At 73.4% G+C, this 20,972-nt stretch carries 14 protein-coding genes; 4 read left to right on the forward strand and 10 right to left on the reverse strand.

Translation table 11 applies throughout. From position 1 onward, the window contains the following. Nucleotides 1–47: 47 nt before the first annotated feature. From ACFVFS_RS07015 to ACFVFS_RS07025, 3 genes are all read right to left on the reverse strand, one after another. The gene (locus ACFVFS_RS07015; protein ID WP_380621012.1) at nt 48–593 is read right to left on the reverse strand and encodes an FAD-dependent monooxygenase; all 546 of its coding nucleotides are present in this window, start codon (nt 591–593) and stop codon (nt 48–50) included. Nucleotides 594–811: 218 nt separating this feature from the next. After that, on the reverse strand, nt 812–1,075 hold the full coding sequence (locus ACFVFS_RS07020; RefSeq protein ID WP_380621014.1) for an O-methyltransferase: 264 nt from the start codon (nt 1,073–1,075) through the stop codon (nt 812–814). Between the two features lie 244 nt (nt 1,076–1,319). Next, nucleotides 1,320–4,067: an AAA family ATPase gene (locus ACFVFS_RS07025; RefSeq protein ID WP_380621016.1), complete on the reverse strand. Its 2,748-nt coding sequence runs from the start codon at nt 4,065–4,067 to the stop codon at nt 1,320–1,322. 196 nt (nt 4,068–4,263) lie between these two features. On the opposite strand from ACFVFS_RS07025, the gene ACFVFS_RS07030 reads away from it, so the two are divergent. Both ACFVFS_RS07030 and ACFVFS_RS07035 read left to right on the forward strand, forming a co-directional pair. Continuing rightward, nucleotides 4,264–5,271 carry a helix-turn-helix domain-containing protein gene (locus ACFVFS_RS07030; RefSeq protein ID WP_380621018.1) on the forward strand — a complete coding sequence of 336 codons (1,008 nt, stop codon included), beginning with the start codon at nt 4,264–4,266 and terminating at the stop codon, nt 5,269–5,271. Further along, nucleotides 5,268–6,257, forward strand: a complete 990-nt coding sequence (locus ACFVFS_RS07035) for a helix-turn-helix domain-containing protein (protein WP_380621020.1) — start codon at nt 5,268–5,270, stop codon at nt 6,255–6,257. Before ACFVFS_RS07030 ends, ACFVFS_RS07035 begins: the two co-directional genes overlap by 4 nt. 145 nt (nt 6,258–6,402) lie before the next feature. Here the strand turns inward: ACFVFS_RS07035 and vph are convergent, their stop codons facing one another. From vph to ACFVFS_RS07050, 3 genes are all read right to left on the reverse strand, one after another. Continuing rightward, the gene (gene vph, locus ACFVFS_RS07040) at nt 6,403–7,266 is read right to left on the reverse strand and encodes a viomycin phosphotransferase (protein ID WP_380621022.1); all 864 of its coding nucleotides are present in this window, start codon (nt 7,264–7,266) and stop codon (nt 6,403–6,405) included. A gap of 224 nt (nt 7,267–7,490) precedes the next feature. Beyond that, on the reverse strand, nt 7,491–7,907 hold the full coding sequence (locus tag ACFVFS_RS07045) for a DUF4279 domain-containing protein (protein WP_380621024.1): 417 nt from the start codon (nt 7,905–7,907) through the stop codon (nt 7,491–7,493). An 11-nt stretch (nt 7,908–7,918) separates the two neighbouring features. Beyond that, entirely contained in the window at nt 7,919–12,031 is a 4,113-nt protein-coding gene (locus ACFVFS_RS07050) for a polymorphic toxin-type HINT domain-containing protein (protein ID WP_380621026.1), read from the reverse strand. Between the two features lie 250 nt (nt 12,032–12,281). Between ACFVFS_RS07050 and ACFVFS_RS07055 the strand changes: the two genes are divergently transcribed. Beyond that, nucleotides 12,282–12,857, forward strand: coding sequence for a hypothetical protein (locus tag ACFVFS_RS07055; RefSeq protein WP_380621028.1), 576 nt, complete (start codon nt 12,282–12,284; stop codon nt 12,855–12,857). A 417-nt stretch (nt 12,858–13,274) separates the two neighbouring features. On the opposite strand, the gene ACFVFS_RS07060 is transcribed toward ACFVFS_RS07055, so the two are convergent. The 4 genes from ACFVFS_RS07060 to ACFVFS_RS07075 all read right to left on the reverse strand — a co-directional run bounded on the left by ACFVFS_RS07060 (nt 13,275) and on the right by ACFVFS_RS07075 (nt 18,101). Then, nucleotides 13,275–14,033, reverse strand: coding sequence for a hypothetical protein (locus tag ACFVFS_RS07060; protein WP_380621030.1), 759 nt, complete (start codon nt 14,031–14,033; stop codon nt 13,275–13,277). 762 nt (nt 14,034–14,795) lie between these two features. Then, nucleotides 14,796–15,881: a hypothetical protein gene (locus ACFVFS_RS07065; protein WP_380621032.1), complete on the reverse strand. Its 1,086-nt coding sequence runs from the start codon at nt 15,879–15,881 to the stop codon at nt 14,796–14,798. A gap of 19 nt (nt 15,882–15,900) precedes the next feature. Further along, nucleotides 15,901–16,845, reverse strand: a complete 945-nt coding sequence (locus ACFVFS_RS07070) for an NAD-dependent epimerase/dehydratase family protein (RefSeq protein WP_380621034.1) — start codon at nt 16,843–16,845, stop codon at nt 15,901–15,903. A gap of 131 nt (nt 16,846–16,976) precedes the next feature. After that, nucleotides 16,977–18,101, reverse strand: a complete 1,125-nt coding sequence (locus ACFVFS_RS07075; RefSeq protein ID WP_380621036.1) for a DegT/DnrJ/EryC1/StrS family aminotransferase — start codon at nt 18,099–18,101, stop codon at nt 16,977–16,979. A gap of 574 nt (nt 18,102–18,675) precedes the next feature. On the opposite strand from ACFVFS_RS07075, the gene ACFVFS_RS07080 reads away from it, so the two are divergent. Next, nucleotides 18,676–20,892 carry an MMPL family transporter gene (locus tag ACFVFS_RS07080; RefSeq protein ID WP_380621038.1) on the forward strand — a complete coding sequence of 739 codons (2,217 nt, stop codon included), beginning with the start codon at nt 18,676–18,678 and terminating at the stop codon, nt 20,890–20,892. Nucleotides 20,893–20,972: the final 80 nt, after the last annotated feature.

Raw genomic sequence — 20,972 nt, forward strand, 5'->3', positions numbered from 1 at the left:
CGGGAGTGGCGAGGAAGGGCCGGGCCGTGGGGGCGGCTGGGCGGGGGTCACAGGCCGGGGCGGGACAGGACGGGGCGGGACAGGACGGCGGCCAGGGCCCGGGTGAGCGCGTCGGCGGGGTCGGCCGGCAGGGCGGGGGAGCGGAAGGCGACGTGGGTGTCGGGCCGTACCAGGACGCAGCCGTCCTCCGCGGTGCCGCACAGCCGCGCCCAGTCGCCGTAGGGGTCCTGGTACGGGTGGCCGGGGCCGATCGTGGACGTCGCGATCTCGATGCCGAGCCGGCCGGCGGTCCGGTAGTCGGCGGCGTGCTCGGGGTGGCTGCCCCAGGTCCGCACCCTTCCCAGTTCCTCCCCGGCCAACGACGTGCGGTACACGGCGTCCGGCAGCGAGCCCAGCGGGACCGCCGCCGCGCGGACCTCCGCCTCGACGCCCGGGTCGCGCAGGACCTCCAGCGTCCGCTGGCTGACGACGTGGGCGCGCGGGGTGTCGGCGGTGCAGCGCCGTTCGGTGATCACGGTGTGGGCGCACCCCCAGTTCGGCCAGGGCCGGCGCGGCCGCGCCGCCGGCCGGCCCGGCCCCCACCACCAGGACATCGGTCTCCAGCAGCGCGGGGATCCGTGCCGGCGCTGTCATGAGGACCACGGAGCGGGACATCGCATCGGGTTCCTTTCGGGTTTCCGTCCGGATCGGCCCAGTGTCGATCCGGACGGCCGGGCAGGATAGGGGTCGGTGCCGGGTGCCGGGTGCCGGGTGCCCGCCGCGACGGGCGGTGCGGCGCCGGGGCGGAGCGCGTCCGGTTCAGGGGGCGGGTTCAGCGCTTGAGCGCGAGGGCGACGCCGTCGGCCATCGGCAGCATCGCCATGTCGAAGCTGTCCGCCTCGAAGCCCCGGACCAGTTCCCGCGCGTCCCCCAGTCGCAGGTCGATCCGGCCCTCCACCTCGGCGCCGTGCCAGAACCGCCGGGCCGTGTCCGTCCACTCCTCGCTGATGTCGCACGTCACGACCCGCCCGCCCGCAGGCAGCGCCCGCGCCATGCAGAGCGTGCTGTAGCCGGTGAACGTCCCGGTCTCCAGCACCCGTTGTTGCCAGGGTGAGGCGTACCAGCAGCGCCAGCAGCTGTGCCTCCTCCGGGAGGATCTGCATGATCCGCTCCGGGAGGGCCGCGTTCGACACCCGGAGGTCGTTGAGAATCGGGACGTCCCGCAGCGACACCTCGCGGATGTAGGTCGAGCAGGGCAGGCGTCACCGAACACACACTCACCCGCTGCGCTCCGGTGAACCGGAAGCAGCCGGGAAGCTCGTCCGTGGCCCGGGGCGCCCTCAGTCCGTGCCCGGCTTCTCGCCCAGCTGGCTGCGGGAGGTGATCCCGAGCTTCGGGAAGATCCGGTACAGGTGCGTGCCGATCGTCCGGGGCGACAGGTGCAGCTGTCGGCCGATCTCCTTGTTGGAGAGCCCCCGGGCCGCCAGCCGGGCGATCTGGACCTCCTGCGGCGTGAGCAGGTCCCGGTCGGGGCGGCCCTGGCTCCTGCTGCCCTCGCCGGCCGCGCGGAGCTCCTGGGCCGCCCGCTCGCGCCAGGGCTCCACACCCATGGCCGCGAAGGACTCCCGGGCGGTCCGCAGCGGAGTGCGGGCCTCCATCACCCGGCGCCGCCGCCGGAGCCAGGTGCCGTAGGCGAGCATGAGCCGGGCGCGGACGAAGGGCGCACGCGACATGTCCAGGGCGAGCGCCGACCGGAAGTGCTCCTCGGCGTGCTCGTCGTCGGCGAGCAGCGCCCGGGCGAACCCCAGGTTCACCCGGATCATCTGGACCTCGCTCGTCCCGCCGGATGCGACGAGCTGTTGCAGGGCGCTGCGCGCCAGGGCCCGCTGCTCATCGCCGGTGGCGGCCTCGGCCAACTCCGTGATGGCCATGGTCTGCATGAACGGGTGGTAGGAGGGATCGGCCGGGTCGAAGACCCGCCAGACGCAGGAGAACGCCTCGCCGGGATGGCCCGCGGCAAGGGCGATGAGGCCGCGCGTGATCTGGATGTACGCGAGCTTGGAGGGGTCGACCACGGTCAGCCCCTGGCCCTCCGCCTCGCCGATCGCGACCAGCGCGGTGTCCAGGTCTCCGCGCAGTGCGGCGAACTGCGCCTTCGCCACCCGCGCACCGGTCAGCCAGCGCGGTTGCCCGTTCTCCTCGGCCAGCCGTGCCGCCTCGGCCGCCGCCGGGAGTCCGCTCTCCCAGTCGACGGTGTGCACGGTGGCGAGGGCGAGGAACACCAGGCTCTGGGCCAGCAGGGCCTGACGCCCCTGCCGGCGCAGCCCGTCCGCCGCGTGGCGCACGAATCCGGTGACCTGGTCGTACGCGTTCAGCATGATGGCCGCATTGGCCAGGGTGGCGGCGGCCACGACGTCGTACCCGCCCTCGCGTTCGAGGCGCCGCAGCCGGTCGATCACCGTCGCCGACGCCTCCACCGGGGCGGCCGCCGCCAGCGTGCACACCAGGTCCGGGTGGAGTTCCGGGACCGGCAGCCGCTCGGCGGCCGTCACGATGCGCTCCCGCAGTTCCGGTTCCGGGTCCGCCCACCAGCACCGCCGCGCGGCCGCGCGCAGCAGCCGCAGCGCGAGTTCGGGGTCGCCGGCCCCGGCGGCCTGCTCGGCCGTGGCGATCAGCAGGTGGATCCGGGACGTGCTGGTGTCGGACTCCGACTCCAGCCAGTCGCGCAGCAGGACCACCCGGGCGCGCGCCAACAGGTCGGGGCCCAGCGACTCGACCTGCTGCAGCAGGGCCGACACGCGGTCCGCCTGACCGAGTTCGAAGCGCAGTTCCGCCGCGTCGAGGAGGCGGGCCACGTTGCCCGAGGGAACCCGGCTCAGCGCGACGGCACGTTCCAGCGCGGTCAGGGCCTCTGCCGGAGCGCCGCTCTCCCTCGCGCTGACAGCCGCCTGGTCCAGTTGCCGCGCCACGGCCTCGTCAGGACGGCCACCGGCCGCGGCGCGGTGCCACGCCTGCCGGTCGGGCTGTCCCTGGAGGGTGCGGGCGAGCGCGCCGTGGGCGGCGAGACGGTCCGCGAGCGAGGCCGAGCCCAGGACGGCGGAGCGCACCAGCGGGTGGGTGAAGTCGATCCGGAACCCGTCGACGCGCACCAGACCCGCGGCGAGGGCGGGCTCCAGGGAACGTGCCGACACCTCGGTGCCCGTCAGTGCCGAAGCGGCGGCGAGGACCTCGGTCAGCCCGCCGTCGTCGGCGGTCGCCGCGATCAGCAGCGCGAGGTGGGTCTCGGACGGAAGGCCGGCCGACCGCGAGGAGAAGGCCCGCTCCAGCCGTGCGGTGAGGGGGAGCCGGGGCGACAGCACGGACTCCCGGGGTGCCCCCTCCGCCCGCAGGGCGGCGGGCAGCTCGGTCAGCGCGAGGGGATTGCCGGCCGACATCTGCGCCACCCGGTGGCGCGTCCCCGGGGCGAGACCGGGGCTGCGGGCGGTCAGCAGGGCGTCGGCCGCGCTCGGCTCCAAGGGCCTGAGGTGCAGCTCGCGGAGGTCGTGGGCGCCCCGCCACGCCGTACGGTCCTCACCCAGGGCGACGAGCAGGCCGATGGGTTCGGCGCCGACGCGGCGTGCGACGAACGCGAGGACGTCCAGGGTCGGCGTGTCCAGCCACTGGGCGTCGTCCACGACCACCAGGACCGGGGCTTCGGCGGCCACCTCGCCGAGCAGGCCGAGGGTGGCCAGGGAGAGCACGAAGAGCTGGGGCCCGGAGGCGCCGGGGGACGGCTCCGCCATGCCGAAGGCCCGCAGCAGCGCCTGCGCCTGGGGGGTGGGGAGGCGTGCGATGAGGTCCGTCACGCCGTGGGTCAGCTGGTGCAGCCCCGCGAACGGCAGATCGCTCTCGGCCCGGACGCCCGAGGCCCTGAGGACGGTGAACCCGCAGGCGCGGGCCCGGGCCGCGGCGTGGTCCAGGAGGGCGGACCTGCCGATCCCCGGGGCCCCGTGGACCAGGAGCGCGTCGCCACGCCCGGGCAGGGCGTCGACCAGTGCGTCGACGGCCGCCAGCTCCTCGCCCCGGCCGAACAGTGTGGTGCCTGACATCCGATCCTCTGCGTCTGCGCCAGTGCTCTGACCTGGACCGTTGCAGTCTAGATGCACGCATTGCACGGTCGGGCTGCGCTGAGAGTCATGTGTCCGGCGACACACCACCCGCAGTCGCTTCACAGTCATCCGGCCGCCGACGTAAGTCATCCCGTGGGCCATGCTGGATGCCGTACCGACCGGAGGGAGAGGACCCATGACATCGGTGACCGACCCGGCCGGGTCCGAGGAGGACCGCACCGGTCGTCGCCGGAGCCGGGCCGTCTCCATCGCCGCGATGCCCGTGACGGTCGCCTCGTACGGGGATCCGTCGGACCCGGGCCGGATGACGACCCGGCAGTTGGGGCACCTGCTCTTCATCACGACCCAGGCCGGCCCGCGCCGCTACACCCGCGGTCTGCGGGAGATCGCCCGTGGCACCAGGCAGGCCGGGGGGTTCTTCGTGGTCGCCGTCATGGGGGCCACCGGTGCCGTGGTGCAACAGAACGGCCGGACGGTCGAGGTCCCCGCGGGAGCGGTCTCCTTCTGGTACACGGAGAGCCCCCATGCGGTCGACTACCCGGACGGCGTGGACGTCAGGGTGTGCCTGCTTCCCCGCCGCGCCTTCCCCGTGCACGACGAGCAGCTGGAGCGGGTGACGGCCACCGTGGCCGACGCCGGCGGCCCGGTGGCAGCCGTGGTCAAACAGTGCCTGCTGACCCTGGTCGAGACGGCCGAGGACTGCCCGGGGACCGTCGCCGGTCGACTGGCGTGCAACTTCGCCGACCTGGTGGCCACCCTCGTCACCGAGCAGGCCGCCCGTGACGCGCCGGCCGCGGAGGACCCCCGGCACACCCGGATCCGGGAGATCCACGCCTACATGGACCGGCACCTCACGGATCCGGAGCTCGGACCGCGGACGATCGCCGCCGCGCACGGCATGTCCGTCCGCTCCCTCCACAAGCTCTTCGAGGGGGAGGGGGCCACCGTCAGCCGCCTGATCCAGCGCCGCCGGCTCCGGGCGAGTGCCGAGGACCTCACCCGCAAGGACAACGGCGACAGCACGGTGTCCGGCGTGGCCCAGCGGTGGGGCTTCACCGATCCGGCCCACTTCAGCCGGCTCTTCCGCGCCTCGTACGGCATCTCACCGAGCCAGTGGCGCGACACCCGCGCCGACACCGAGCCGTCCGACCCGCACGACACCCGGGGCCCGGTGTCCCGATGACCCGTCGACCCGAGGAGATCCCGGTGCCCGTCCGCCTCTCCACCGCCTCGCTGCCCGCCTCCGACCGGGCGGAGAGCTGGCAGGACGCCGTGTCCCACACCTTCGTACCGATGACCGTGGACTTCCTGGAGGAGGTGCCCTCGCCCGGGGAGATCGTCGGACACCGGCTGGGCTGCCTGCAGACCTCCAGGGTCCAGGCCGGGCCCCAGGCGGTGACCCGCAGCAGGCACCTGGCCGACGGCGACTCACCGACGCTCGTCCTCAGCCTCCACGAACGGGGCACCGCCCTCAAGGAGCAGGACGGCCGGGAGACGCTCATCCGGCCCGGCGAGTTCTCCATCACCGACACCTCCCGGATCTTCCGGAAGAGAATGGAGGAGGAGTTCGCCTTCACCTCCTTCCACTTCCCCCGCGCCGAACTGGACGTGCCGGAGAAGGACCTGCGGGAACTCACCGCCACGGCGTTCAGCGGCTCCGGGGGCAGTGCCGCGCTGCTGACGAACTACCTGTCGGGGATGGCGCACAAGGCGGCGGAACTGGACGAGGCCGTCGGGCGCCGGGCCGCGGCCACCGCACTCGACCTGCTGGCCCTGTTCGTCGACGACCGGACCGGGCGCGCCCGGCCGCAGGGCCTGCGGCCGGCGGCAGCCTTCGAGCGGGTCAAGGACTACGCCCTGCGCAACCTGCGCGACCCGGACCTGTCGCCGTCCACGATCGCGGACGCGAACTACATTTCGGTGCGCTACCTCCACAAGCTGTTCCACCTGGAGGGCACGACGGTCAGCGGGTGGATCCGGACCCAGCGGCTCGAGCGCTGCAGGCGGGACCTGCTGCGGCCGATGGCCGGGGAGCTCGGGGTGGCAGGGATCGCCCGACGCTGGGGCTTCGCCAACTCCAGCCACTTCACGCGTGCCTTCCGCGCGGCCTACGGCATGTCGCCGCGCGACTGGCAGGCCGGCGCCCATCACCTGCGCCGGAACGGCTGAGCCGCCCGGGGGGCCTCACGGCGGTTCGGCGCCGCCCGGCAGGCGGACCCGTGTCCCGCCCGCCGACCTGGTGCCGGTCCTCCGGTGTCCGGGGCCGGGTTGATGCCGACCGACGTTCTCGATGAAGCGGCTGCGCCGGTGCGCCTCAGCGGTAGTCGGCCAGGCCGTCCGCGAGTTCTTCCTGGTCTCCGTCGCGGATGGCGTAGAGGGCTTGTTGGAGCGCGAACGTGCCGCGGATCGCCGCAATGCGGGTGGTGAGTCCGTGGTTCGGCAAGCCGCCCAGGGCGAGCACCCGTTCCAGGAGCTCGACGCCGTAGCCGGCACCGATGGCTGCGAGGTCCTCGGCCGGGTCGCCGAGCGCGACCTCGTCCCAGTCGAGTACTCCGGCGAGGTGGGGCAGGCCGTCCGTCCACTCCCACAGGACGTTCTCGGCACCGAGGTCGCCATGCACCACCGCCCGGGTGAGGTGGGGAAGGCCGTCGAGCGCTGCGAGCTCCCGCTCGGCCCGTAGGCGCCCGCTGTCGGACATGAGCCGGAACAGCTCCGCGCGCACGCTCTGCGCGAAGCGTCCCCACTGGTCCGGCGGCGCCTGGGGCAGCACTGCTCGTACCGTCGCGTCGGTGCCGGCACGGGCCAGACCGCCCACCAGCGTCGCGTACTGCGCCGCCACGGTGCCGGCCACCCGGGGATCGTTGAGCGCGTCGGCTCGGAGCGGTTCCCCGGGGATGCGGGTGAGGACCAGGAACGGCACCTCGTCGGCGCCGTGGTCTCCGCCCTGGAACAGCGGTTCGGGCGTGCGGAACCCGAGGTCGAGCCCGGCGAGCACCTGTAGTGCGGCCACCCGCTCGGGCAGCCGGGCCGCGGCCGCCCGGGTGCGAGGCAGGCACACGACGCGGTCCGCACCAAGGACCACGTTGTGGAACTGCCCCTGTCGCACGGTGAGAGCGTCCGGTTCGTCGTCAGGAAGCAGCCGGCTCAGCAGGGCGCCATGCGTCTTACGGATGTTCACGAGTGTGACCTCTGGATCCGTCGATGGGGCGGAGGCGAACCGAATCTACCGTCAGGCCGCGCCGGCGAGCGGCCGTTCCCCGAGCGGCTGCGGGCGCGCTCCAGGCCCCGCCGGTCGCGTACGGAGTCGCTGGGGAATCCACCGCTTCGCCGACGCCACACGAAGGCCCCGCCGACGTCGGTCGGCGGGGCCTTCGCAGAATTCTGGATCGGGCTGCAGATCTTCTAGCCTAGTCCATCGCCGCACTCGTGGTAGATGTACTGATCGATGTCGAGCGACGCCTTTGCAGTTCCCAGCCAGGCCATCAGGTCGACTCCGAGAAATATTCCCTTCTCTTGCCTGTTGTCGATGTCTCGAATCTGCTGAACTATCTCCAAGGATGCGGAGGCGTCGCCGGATTCGACAAGCCGCCCCAAGGCTCCGGCAAATTCCAGACCCCAGGCCAAGACCGCCGGCTCGAGGTCCTCCGGCCTTTCGCCAGGGCCTGCCGCCTTTGCGTGGCGGATCCATGTCGCAAAAGGCCGCGGGGGTGATTCGGGGCGTCGGCGGCTTCCGATCGACGTCGACTCGTCAGGGTCGGTGCCGAGCCGTTCGGAGATTTCCTCCGGCTGGAGAGTCGAGCTGATCACTCTGAGGTACATGCGAAATGCACTCATGGAACGTACTTATAGTTTGTTGGAACCAGAATTTCTCCGTTCTTGCTGACGAGGATGATCCTGCTTTCTGCATCGCGCATTGCGTCAAATCTGGCTATGTCCGCCACCCAGTATTCCTTGAATTCGTGGACGCCCTCGCCAATGCTCTCAAGAGCCTTCTCGAGCTGTTTCTCCGAGAGCTTCTTCAGTGAGCCGCGGTTGATGGCGATGGGGTCTGGAATCGGCCCGGGAATGAAGCTGCAGGTTACATTGTGCACCAGGACCGGCGTAGGGCCGGCGAGTGCGTAGTACGTATGGGCGGTTGCGACCGTGAGGTCGTACGCGGGACGGACATCCGTCGATTGCCCGGTGTCGGTGATCTTTGCGGCTTGGCCGTTGGCTGTCCGCAGGGTGTCGGCGGTGGTGAGGTCTGCCGCCTTCTGCCAGGCGTGCTGGTTCTCTGCCCAGAACGGGTGTGTGCCTGTCGAGGTGATCGTGCCGGTGGCACCGTTCGCCGATTCGATCGTGAGGTCGACGAAGTCGCGGTCGTCGGGTGTGTAGATGGTGGCGTCGACGCGGTGGGGCCCGGTGTCACCGGACTCGGTGCCGGTCGCCAGTACGTAGTCGCCGACGCGGACTCGCTCGATCGGGAGGGTCGAGCCGTCTGCCATGAGGACGGGGGTGCCGGCCGGGAAGCTGTGCGCCGGCAGGATGCACTCCATGGCCGCTCGGCTGAGGCGCGAAGCCTTCGCCGCGTCCTCGACGGTTTTGGCCTTCTTCAGAAGCGAGGCAAGCTTCGCTGCCTTTCCGGCAGGGAAGAGCCCGGCCGCGAGTTCGACGCAGGAGGCGGCGTTCTTCTGCCTGATGCACTCTTCGGCGGAGTCGAAGCCCAGCAGGGACTTGGTGACGGTTGTGACAAGCTGCAGCTCGTCCCGGTAGATGTAGAGCGATCCGAGGACCGAGCCAATGATGCGCGATGCCTCGTCCTGCTCCTGCTTGTTCTTGTCCGCGCAGTACAGGGTGACATCGATCGGCTTGGGAAGGTAGGAGCGGCATCCGCCGTAACGGCTGGCGGCATGTTCCATAGTGACGCGGAAGCTCACTTCCTTGGCGATCCTCGTGATTTCCTCGTTGAGCTCCTTCTGGAATTCATCGGCGAGTTGCTTGGCGTCGGCCTGGATCCGTGCGTCTTCGGCGGCCAGTGCGGCTTGGCGTTCTTGGCTTTGCTTCTCTGCGGTGATGGCCCAGGCTTCGTCGGCGGCCTGCTGGGCCTGGGTGGCGTCCTTGCCGGCCGCGCGCGCGGAGGCGTAGGCGCTGTCCGCGGCACTGCGGGCCGCCTTGGCCGACAATCCTGCCTGGGCGGCGGAGGCCCGCGCGCGGACCGCGGAGGCGGTGGCCTTGGCGGCGTCGTTGCCGGCGGTCTTGGCGGCGGTGCGGGCGGTGGTGGCGGACTGGCCGGCGCGGGTGGCGGAGGCTTGGGCGTCCTGGGCGGACGCCTTGGCGTCGGCGGCGTACTGGCCGGCCTGGTCGGCGTAGCCGCGGGCCTGGTTGCTGGCCGCCGCGGCTTCGGCTGCGGCGTTGTTGGCGGTGGCGGCTGCGGCGGTGGCCTCCCAGGCGTCCTGTTGGGCCGTGGCCGCGGTCTGGGCGGCCTCGGCGATGAGGCGGCGCATCTGGGCGGTGTGGGTGGCGGCGAGCTGGTCCTTGCGATCGGCCATGTACTGGCCGGCCTGCAGGAGCGAGGTGACGAGCTCGGGCGGCCCCGCGAGGGCGAGCTTGGCCGCGGACTGGACCTCCGGCCCGCCGGTGGCGAGCAGCTGGGCGGCCTGGACGCGTTCGTCGATCTGGCGGGCGGTGTACTGGCCCATCATCAGGAACGCGCCGACGGCCTTGGGGGAGCCGTCGCGCAGGGCCTTCTCGCCGGCCTCCTTGACGCTGATGCCGCCGGTGGCGATCGCCTGGGCCGCGCGGATGCGGTTGTCGGTGATCGCGGCCTCGTACTGTCCGGTGATGAAGAAGGCCTCGATCTGCTGAGGGGTGCCCTTCAGCGCGGTGGCGGCGGCGGTGCGTACGGCTTCGTCGGGGCTGTCCTGGGCGATCTCCTGCACGCGCTGGCGCATGTCGTCCAGTTCGGCCTTGTGCCGTCCGGTGCGCACCCAGTCGACGACGGTCTGGTCGGTGCCGGACAGGGCGCCCTTGGCGGCTTCCTGACTCCAGGGGCCCCCGCTTCTCATGGTCTGGATCGCGGCCTTGCGGCCCTTGGCCGCGACGGTCTTGGGGTCGGCGTCGGGGCGGGCGGCCTCGGTGGCGAGGTCGGCTGCCGCCTGGTCGCGGGCCTTCCAGTCGGAGAGGAAGGTGCCGACGTCTCCGATGGCCTCGTCGTCGTCCGCCTTCAGCGCACGGGCGTCCTCGAGGGCGGTGGCGGTGCGGGCGGTGAGGTCCTCGGCCTCGGTCCTGCGGGCGAGGTCGTAGACGTTGCCCGCGGTGGTCACCGCCGCGCTCGCGGTGGCGGCGGCGGTGCGGGCGGCTTCGGCCTGGCGGGTGGCCTCGGCCGCGGAGGTCGCGGACTCGCCGGCGTGCTCGGCGGCCTGGTCGGCGGCGGTGGCCGCGTTCTGGGCGTGGGTGGCGGCGGAGCGGGCGGCGTCGCGGGCCTGGAAGGCGGCCTGGGCGGACTGGTCGGCCAGCGCTGCGGACGCGGTCGCGGCGCGGTCGGCCTCCTTGGCCTGGCGGCGCGCCTGGTCGGCGGCGGCCTGGGCGCGCTTGTCGCTCGCGCCCGCGGCGTTCGCCAGCTGGCCGGCCCGCTGCGCGGATCCGGCGGCCGCGTTCGCGTCCGCGCCGGCGCTCTTCGCGGCGTTCGCCGCCTCGCGTGCGGCCTGGGAGGCGGTGCCCGCGCTTTCCGCGGCGTCTGCGGCGCGCTGGGCGTCACCGGCGGCGTTGCGGGCTTCTTCGGCCCGCTGGCGCGCCTCGGCGGCCTTGTTCCGGTCGGAGGCCGCGGCGTTGGCGGCCTTGCGCGCGTTGGCCGCGGCGAGGGCGGCGCCCCCCGCGGCGCTGGCGGCGGCGCTGGCGGCACTGGCCGCGGTGCGGGAGGCCTGGTTGGCGGCCGCGGCTGCGGCGGACGCCTGGCCGGCGGCCGCGGCCGCACCCTCGGCGGCGTCGGCGGCCCGTGCGGCGGCCTCCTTGACGCGGGCGAGGTCCTGGCCGGCGGCCTCGGTCTCCCTGGCCGCGGTCTCGGCGGCTTCCTTCGCGAGGCGGGAGGTGTCGACCGCTCGGTCGGAGGCCGTCTTGGCGGCGTCCTTGGCGACCTGCGCCTGTCGGCCGGCCTCCTGGGCCTGCTCGGCCAGCTGGGAGATCGTCGCCCGCTCCTGGTCGCGGGCCAGGGCCACGAACTGTCCGACCGCCAGGAACTCGACGACGTCGGCGGGCGTGCCCCGCAGCGCGACCTTCGCCGCCTCCCTCGTCGCCGGGCCGCCGGAGGCCAGGAGCTGCGTCGCCCGGACCCGGTTGTCTATCTCCTCGGCGTCGAACTGGCCCTGCTCGAGGAAGGCCTTGACGTCCTCGGGCGTGCCCTTCAGCGCGGCGGTGGCCTGCTCCTTGACACTGATGCCGCCGGTGGCGATCAGCTGTGCGGCCTGCACGCGGCGGTCCTGGTCCAGCGGGGTCCGCCAGCCGTCCTTGAGGAACGCCCGCAGTTCGTCGGGGGAGCCCCTCAACGCCCTGGTGGCGGCCTCGCGCACCCCGGCCCCGCCGAGGCTGATCATCTGGGCGGCGGAGACACGGTCGTCGTGGTACGCCTCGAGGTCCACTCCGGTCTCGAGGAACCGCTTGACGTCCTCGTCCGACCCGGTCAGCGCGGCCTCGGCCGCGGCGCTGACGCCGGGGCCGCCGCTCAGCCACAGGCTCACGACAAGTCCGCGGTCGGCCGCCGTGGGCGTGGTCGGTCCGGGGTCGGGTTCCGTGGCGAAGGCCGGTGCGGCGCCGAGCAGGCCGACGGTCAGCGCGACCGGCAGCAGGCCCGCGCAGACGCGGCGTAGGACGGCTGCGCGCGTGGTGCGGCGCCGCTTCGCTCCGGCGGCTCCGGGCGCTCCCGAGGAACGCAAAGGGTGGTTCACTGTGAATCCCTCCAAATGGGACATAAGTGAGTGTGCGAACAAATCATTGGCATTCGCTCAAGGCCGCCAAAGGTGCAGATGCGGGAGTTATTTCTACCGAAACGCGCGGGTGCTGATGGGGCGTCATCTTCCGTTTGCCGGACGTTCTCTGTACGACTCAGGCAGTTCCTGGCGGCGATGGTCGCTGATATCTTACGCATGCTCTACTCGCCTCAAACAAGCATGCTGTTACCAGGCGAACCACTGACACCGCCCCAACGATGAAGGACTCGCGTTGCGTAATTTCCGTTTCCGGAACACCGTTTTGGTCGCCGCCGCCAGTGCTCTGACGGCCGGTATCGCAATCGCCTCCCTGGCGGCCGCGCAGGCCACCCCCGGCACGACGGTGCAGGCCGCCGCCGGTGCGACCGCCGAGCCCACCCCCAGTGCGACCGCGGCGGAGGACACCGCCCCGCCGCTCGCCGTCGAGAACTTCCAGCACCCCGGTGCTGCACGCCTCCTGACCGAGCGCAAGATCACCCTGAAGCAGGGCGACGGGCACATCAGGCTGAAGGAGGGCGTCGAGAACAACACGGTGGCGGCCTGCCAGGCGGCGAACGACATCTTCGTCGAGTCCCGTCTCGACAAGAACGGTTACTGCTTCACCGTCACCGGCACGAGCGGGTACCTCGCGATGGAGCTTCCGGAGGTCTACATGCTCTGGACCGAGGACCGCTCGGTCAGCGCCAAGCTGGTCGCCTCCGGGCAGGAGAAGCTGGTGAGCGTCGGCCCCAACACGGCCCAGCCCGTCGGGGAGGGCCTGCCCGGCGGACAGCGCTCCGTCCTCGTCGAACTGCGCGTCACCGGCTGAACGACCGGACCAGGGCCGTCGCCCGTCACCCGGACCGGCCCGACCGTAACGTCGGCACCCGTCGGACCGGTCCCCATCACGACATCGGCCGCCCATCGGCGGCTACCAGCAGATCTGGACCGCCCACAAGAAGGCCGACGGCAGCTGGACCACCTTCTACGGCGTCATCAGCCACGGCATCCAGAACGTCACCGACACCCCCGCCGGCTGACCTGATGTCCGGCTGGATCCCGGCCCGGCGGCCACACGGCCGCCGGGCCTTCGCTGCGAGCAGCCTGAGAAGGACGAGTACGGGGTGAGGCGAGTGGGAGCGTCGGCGACGGCCTCACCGACCTCGTCGTCTCGGCGTCGACGGCCGCCTGCATCACAACCGGCCGCCGCGGCAAGTCGGCGGCGGCCGGGCGGGCCTCCGGGAGGTCAGAGCGGCAGGCGGCGGTCCGTGAGTTCCTGGCGTTCCCCCGGGATCCCGTCGGTGATCCGGTGCCGGCGCCGTACGGCCTCCGCCGTGAGCAGTGTGGCCGGGACGGCGGTGGCCGGGACCGTCCACCACGGCAGGTCGGCCCAGAACGCGAGCATCGTGGGCACGGCGCAGGTGAGCAGCGTCCAGAGGAAGAGCTGCCGGGCGAGCGCGAGTGTGACGGCGCCGGTGCCGGGGCCGCCGGTGAAGCGCAGCGCGCCCAGGGCTGCGGTGAGGACCGCCAGCAGGGCGGCGAAGGTGCCGACCCCGGCGGTGACCTGTGCCTCGTCGCGGGGTTCGTCGGTGGAGGCCTGTGCGACGCCGGACCGCTCCAGGCGCATCACCCGGCCGCGCCACACCGTGCCGTCGACCCGGTCGCCGGGCTTCAGGTCGTCCAGGAGCGGCCCGGCGTTGCCGAAGCGCACCTCGCCGCTCCAGAGCGGTGCGCCGTCCAGCGTCGCCCGGAACTCGGAGCTCTTGCCCGCGTGCCGGACGACCGTGCCGGTGACGCTGAACGGCACGCTGCGCACGCACTCCTCGCGCGCCGCGCCCGGGCTCCCGGCCGGGCAGGCCGCGGCGGCCGTGTAGGAGCGGTACCGCTCGGCGTCATCCGGCAGCATGGCGGCGAACACGTACCAGGCGGCCGCCGCCGGGGCCAGCGCCGCCGCGGTGAGCAGCGCGCCGCCGGTGCGGGTCCATGGTGAGGGACGGTGGGTCATGACGGTTCTCCCCCCGGTCCGGTGCGCGGTCGGGGCTCCCGGGACGCCGTCGCCGGGGCGTGCCGCCCCGCCCCTTCCGGGGTCGGACGGCACCGGGCGGCCGGAACGCCGGACGGTGTCGCAGTGATCGGAATCTGCCCGAGGTCCGCTGAAGTCCGGTGGGCAGTGCGCAAAACCTGAGAGGGCCGGGGCCGGTGTGAAGGGCGGCGGATCCGCGGTCGCGGCTCGGGTGGCGGTGCGTCGGCGGACCTCGCGTCGAGTGCCACGCACATCACCCCCGGACCGGCCTGCGGACACAACTGTCCCTTGTTCGCCGACCAGGCTTCCCGGCACTCCTTCGTGCACGGTATCGGACTCCGGCCCTGCTTCGCACGGCAGTTCGGCGAGATGCCCGGACTGATCCGTCGATCGTGGCTCGGAAGAGGCCCCGATGGGCTTCGGGCCCATGGCCGTTTGGCGAGACCCTGACCAGCGATACCCGGTACTGGGCGGACTGGGCGACGTGGCTGGGCGGTCCGCGGCACATCCTCTCGGCCCTGGTCGGCATGATGGCGGCCGAGGGGCGGGACACCGCCGACGCGATTCGGATCCTCCGGCCGGGCGTGGACGTGGGAGCCGAGTGGCGGGCCCGGTGGAACGCCGGACGGGGCGACTGCCTGGACGGGACGGACCTGCACCCGGACGTCCGGCCGGCGACGCCCCGCCGGATCCGGCGGGTGGTCCGCGCGCAGCGGTCCGGCGTGGGTGGGCCCGGGGACGCGGTCAGGCCAGGCCGACGCGTTCCAGCGCCGCCGCGATCCCCGTGCGCCAGCCGTCCGGGGTGGCGGAGGGGGCCGGGGCCGGGGCGGGGCGGTCGAGGGCGGCGAGGGTGGAGCGGACGATGTCGGGCGGGCGGGCGGAGACGACGTCGGCGTGGCCGAGTTCCAGCTCGTGCTGGAGGTTGTCGCGGCCGTGGCCCTGGACGATGTCGAGCAGGAGCAGGCGGCGGCCGAGGGCGCGGGCCTCGCTGCAGGTGTCGCCGGAGGTGGTCACCACCAGGTCGGCGGCGGACATCAGCGCGGGCACCTGGTCGGTCCAGCCGAAGGGGTGCAGCCGCGGCCGGTGCGCGGCGGCGCGGCGCAGGCGGCGCTCCAGTTCGGTGTTGCTCCCGGCGACGGCGAGGACGTGCGGGCCGGCGTCGGCGAGGGCGGCGGCGGTCCGGGCGAGCGGGCCGAGGCCCCACGCTCCGGACATCAGCAGCACGCACCGCGCCTCCGCCGGCACCCCCAGCTCCGCCCGCGCCCCGGCGCGCGAGGGCGGGCGGTAGAAGGGGGCGCGCAGTGGTGCGGGCAGGACGGCCACCGGGGCGTCGGGGCGGTAGCGGCGCACGCCGCAGGCGGCGACCTCGGAGGTGACCAGGAAGAGGTCGGTCTCCTCCTGCACCCAGAGCCGGTGCGGGGTGACGTCCGTGCACAGGACGAGGTGACGGAAGGGCCGCGGCCCGTCCCGCAGCCGGTTGACCGCCGAGGTGGCGGTGGCGAAGACCGACACCACCAGCTCCGGGCGCTGTTCCCCGATCAGCGCCCGCAGGGCCGGCAGCAGCCGCCGCCGCGCCGCCGCGTCGGCGAGCAGGGCGATCCGGGCGCCGGGGCGCAGCGCCGAGAAGTGGAACGCGTCGTAGACGCCGGGCAGGCCGAGCAGCCGCCGGAACACCGCCTCCCCGGCGGTGCCGGCGCGCTGCCCGAGCAGGGCCATCGCGTCGACCGTGCCGGTCGTCCAGCCGCGGGCCTCCAGGGAGTCGGCGCAGGCCCGGGCCATCACGTCGTGGCCCTGGCCGAGCGAGCCGGAGACCAGCAGCGCGTGCGGCACGGTTCCGCCCCTTCCCGCCTCAGGCGCCCGGCCGCGGGCCGGCCTCCGCCCGGTACCAGTCCGCGTAGCGCCGCACGCCTTCGGCGAAGTTGGTCCGGGGCGACCAGCCGAGCAGCCGCTTGGCCTGGGCGGCTGAGATCCGGCGTGCGGAGTAGTCGGCGGTCCGGGCCTCGATGTGCTCGATGGTGACCGGGCCGAGCAGGTCGTCGACGGTGTCGGCGATGTCCCGGACGGAGACGGCGGTCGAGCCTTCCAGGGCGAAGGTCTGGTCCTCGGCGGCGGGGGAGAGGGCGCGTACGTGGGCGTCGGCGAGGTCCTCGACGTAGACGAAGTTGCGGCTCTGCCGGCCGTCGCCCGCGATGGTGATCGGGCGCCCGGTGAGCGCGGCCTGCACGAACCGGGCGACCACCAGCTCGTCGCGCATCCTGGGCCCGTACGGGATGCCGTACCGCAGGATGGTGAAGTGGCGGCCGTACAGCTGGCGGTAGCTGTGCACCAGCATCTCGGCGGCCAGCTTGGTGGCGACGTACAGGTGCCCGCTGCGCTCCAGCTCGATCGGCACGTGCTCGTCCAGCTCCTGCTCCTCGCCGTCCAGCGCGGCCTCGGTGAGCGCGGCGCCGTAGACCCAGACGGTGCTGGCCAGGACGGTGCGGCTGAGGTCGTTGCGGCGGGCCGCCTCCAGGACGGCCTCGGTGCCGTCGATGTTGGCCCGGACGGCGCCGACCGGGTCGGCGGCGACCCGTTCGACGTCCGCCTGCGCGGCCAGGTGGAAGACCACCTCGCAGCCGTCCAGGGCGGTGGTGAGCGCGGGCAGGTCGAGGACGTCGATCCGGGCGTGGTCGGCGTCGGGGTTGAGGTACTTGTCGGTGGTGTCCACCGCGAGCACCTCGTGCCCGGCGGCGAGCAGCCGGTCGACGACGTGTGAGCCGATGAATCCGCATCCCCCGGTGACCGCTATCCGCACGGTGTCCTCTCCTTCGTCAACGTGCTCTCTACGGGCGTGCTCTGGCTACGGACGCGCTTCGTCCGGGTCGGGTTCTCCAGGTCGGGTTCTCCGGGTCGGGTGCTCCCGGTCGGCGACGGCCGCCGGCCGCGTCATCCCGCGAGGCGGCGGTGGACGGCGCTCACCGCCTCGATCACCCGGTCGGTCTCGTCCTCCGTCATGTCGGAGTGGACCGGCAGGCAGATCTGCCGCGCGCAGACGTCCTCGGCGACCGGGAGGTCCGCGCGCCGGTAGGGGGCGAGCACCGGCTGGAGGTGCAGCGGAAGGTCGTACACCTCGCCGGAGAGTCGCACGTCGTACTCCTCGGCGACCGCCCGCTTGAAGGCGGCCCGGTCCACCCCGCGCGGCAGCAGGGCGACGTACTTGTAGTAGTTGCCGCGGCAGCCGGCGGGCTCGGTGACCGGGTCCAGCCCGTCCAGCGCGCCGAGCGCGGAGTCGTAGCGCTGGGCGACCCGGCGCCTGGTCTCGACGAACTCCTTGAGCCGCCGCAGGTGGACGGTGCCGATGGCGGCGTTCGGCTCGCTCATCCGCCAGGAGGCGCCGAGCCGGACGTGGTGGTTGGTGGTGAACGAGCCCTTGCCCTGGTCGCGGTGGATGCGGGCCTCGTCGCGCAGCTCGGCGGACCCGGTGAGGATCATGCCGCCCTCTCCGCTGGTGGTGACCTTGGTCGGGTAGAAGGAGAACGCGCCGGCCACGCCGAAGCCGCCGGCCGGCCGGCCCCGGTAGCTGCTGCCGTGGGCGTGCGCGGCGTCCTCGACCAGCGGGATGCCCCGGGCGTCGCAGATCGCGCGCAGGGCGTCCACCTCGGGGGTGATCAGCCCGCCGATGTGGACCAGGACGACGGCGGCGGTGTCCGGGGTGAGCGCGGCCTCCAGGGTGGCCGGGCCGAGCGCCAGGGTGTCCGGGTCGACGTCGGCGATCACCGGCCGGGCGCCGGCGTGCAGCACGGCCCCGGCGGTCGCGTAGAAGGTGACGGCGGGGACGACCACGTCGCGGCCGCGGACGTCGAGGCCGCGCAGGATGATCTCCAGCGCGGCGGTGCCGCTGGCGACGGCGACCGCGTGCGGGGCGCCGTGCTCGGCGGCGAAGGCCTGCTCGAACCGCTCGGTCCAGGGGCCGAGGGTGAGCGCACCGGTGGCGAGCATCTCGCTCACCGCCTCCGCGACGGCCGCGCGGTCGTTCTCGTCGAACACGATGCGGGCGGCGGGAACGCCCATGGGCACCTCCGGCTGCGGGACCGGCTGCGCCCCCGGGCCGTCGGGGACCGGCAGGGACCGGCCGGGACTGTCGGGGACCGGCCGGGACTGTCGGGGCCGCGGAGGCCGTGGGGACACATCGGTAGGGATCGTTACGGACCAGGACGAATCGTCCGGGCCAGGCACATCACGCTACTTCGCCCGGCGGGCGGCGGCCCGTCCGCACCTCCGCCCGGGTGACACCGGGTGACACCGGGTGGCGCCCGGAGGACCGGGCTTCCCGCACCAGGAGGACCGGGCCTGCCGCGCCCGGAGGACCGCGCCTGCCGCGCCCGCCCCGGGCCTCCCACGCGCCCGTCACCGGGGCCGGCCCTCGGCCGCAGGTCGGAGCCCGGCGCCGGACCTCCGCCTCGGGGACTACTCCGTCCGGTACCGCACTGCTGCGTCCGCATTAGCCCGGAATGCCTGCACAGAGCCGACGCGGAGGAGACCCCCGCCGCCGCAGGATGGTCATGCTCGGGCGCCCCGGCCCACCGGCCGAACGCGCCGCCCGGCCCTCCATACCCGACCGCCATCCGAAGGAGTCCGCTCTCCCGTGGCCACTTTCCTCTACCGTCTGGGCCGATGGTCCTTCCTCAGGCGCCGGCTGGTGACCCTGCTCTGGGTCGCCCTGCTGGCCGCCGTCGGGGTGCTGGCCGCCAAGGCGCCGGCCGCGCCCGACGACGGCTTCGCCATGCCCGGCACCGAGGCGCAGAAGGCCTTCGACCTCATGGACGAGCGCTTCCCGGGCGCCACGTCCGACGGTGCGTCGGCCCGGCTGGTCTTCGTCGCCCCGTCCGGCCAGAAGATCACCGCCGCCGCCAACCAGCAGACGGTCGAGAACGCGGTCGCCGAGCTCGCCCACGGCGAGCAGGTCGTCAGTGCCACCGGCCCGTTCAAGGCCGGCGCGGTCTCCCAGGACGGCACCACCGCCTACGCGACGATCAGCTACAGCGAGAAGCCCGGCAAGGTCAGCGAGGGTGCCACCGAGGCGCTGAAGACCGCCGCCCAGCACGCCCGCGACGCGGGTCTCACCGTCGACATCGGCGGCACGGCGCTGATGGAGGTCGGCGAGGCGGGCGGTTCCGCCGAGGCGATCGGCATGGCGATCTCGGCCGTCGTGCTGGTGATCACCTTCGGCTCGCTGCTGGCCGCCGGACTCCCGCTGCTCACCGCCCTGATCGGCGTCGGCCTCGGCATCGCCCTGATCACCGCGCTCGGCAGCACCCTCGGCCTGTCCACCACCACCAGCACGCTCGCGATGATGCTCGGCCTCGCCGTCGGCATCGACTACGCGCTGTTCATCGTCTCCCGCTACCGCGCCGAGCTCCTCGACGGCCACGAGCCGAAGGAGGCCGCCGGACGGGCCGTCGGCACCGCCGGGTCGGCCGTGGTGTTCGCAGGCCTCACGGTGATCATCGCGCTGGCCGGCCTCTCGGTGGTGGGCATCCCGATCCTCGCCAAGATGGGCATGGCCGCGGCCGGAACCGTGGTGATCGCCGTCCTGGTCGCCCTCACCCTCGTCCCGGCGCTGCTCGGCTTCCTCGGCCGCAGGGCGCTGTCCCGCAAGGTCCGCAAGGGCGGGCACGCCGCCGACGGTGAAGGCCGCCCCAACGGCGGCACCCGCTGGGCCCGGTTCGTGGTCCGCCGCCCGGTCGCGGTGCTGGTCCTCGGCGTGGTCGGCCTCGGCGTCCTCGCCCTGCCGGCCCTGGACCTGCGGCTCGGCCTTCCCGGCGACGAGGCCAAGCCCACCTCCACCACCCAGCGCCGCGCCTACGACCACCTCTCCGAGGGCTTCGGTCCCGGCTTCAACGGCCCGCTGACCGTGCTGGTCGACGCCAAGGGCACGGCCGACCCCAAGGCCGCGGCCGCCAAGGTCGGCGAGACCGTCAAGGCCCTGCCCGGGGTGGTCGCCGTCGCGCCCGCCGTCTTCAACCAGACCGGGGACACCGCGCTGGTCAACGCCGTGCCGGCCACCGGCCCGAGCGAGGCGGCGACCACCGACCTCGTCCACGCCATCCGCGACAAGGCCTCCGCGCTGAAGACCGAGACCGGTGCGACCGTACTGGTCAGCGGCCCGACGGCGATGAACATCGACGTCTCGCAGAAGCTCAACGACGCCCTGCTGCCCTACCTCGCGGTCGTCGTCGGCCTCGCGGTGCTGCTGCTCCTGGTGGTCTTCCGCTCGATACTCGTCCCGCTCAAGGCCGCCCTCGGGTTCCTGCTGTCGGTGGTCGCCGCGCTCGGCGCCGTCGTCGCGGTCTTCCAGTGGGGCTGGCTCGCCGACCTGATCGGCATCGAGCAGACCGGCCCGGTGATGAGCATGATGCCGATCTTCATGATCGGTGTGGTGTTCGGCCTGGCCATGGACTACGAGGTGTTCCTGGTCACCCGCATCCGGGAGGCCTTCGTGCACGGCGAGGAGCCCAACGAGGCCGTGGTCACCGGCTTCCGGTACAACGCCCGGGTGGTCACCGCCGCCGCGCTCATCATGATCAGCGTCTTCGCCGGCTTCATCGGCATGAGCGAGCCGATGATCAAGATGATGGGCCTCGGCCTGGCCGCCGCCGTCGCGCTCGACGCCTTCGTGGTCCGGATGGCGATCGTCCCGGCCGTCCTCGCCCTGCTCGGCCGCCGCGCCTGGTGGCTGCCGGCCAAGCTGGAGCGGATCATCCCCGACGTCGACGTCGAGGGCGCCAAGCTGCAGACCGCGCTCCCGGCCCAGGCCGACGGCTCCGGGGCGGACTCGCCCCGCCAGTCCGTGGGCGTCTGACCGACGCGGCCCTGCCGCGGCTCCCACCCCCACGGGAGCCGCGGCAGGGCCGTCCGCGACCGGTCGGCCCACCGACCGGT

Origin of the sequence: Kitasatospora sp. NPDC057692 (assembly GCF_042799475.1) — a bacterium.
Classification (GTDB): Bacteria; Actinomycetota; Actinomycetes; order Streptomycetales; family Streptomycetaceae; genus Kitasatospora.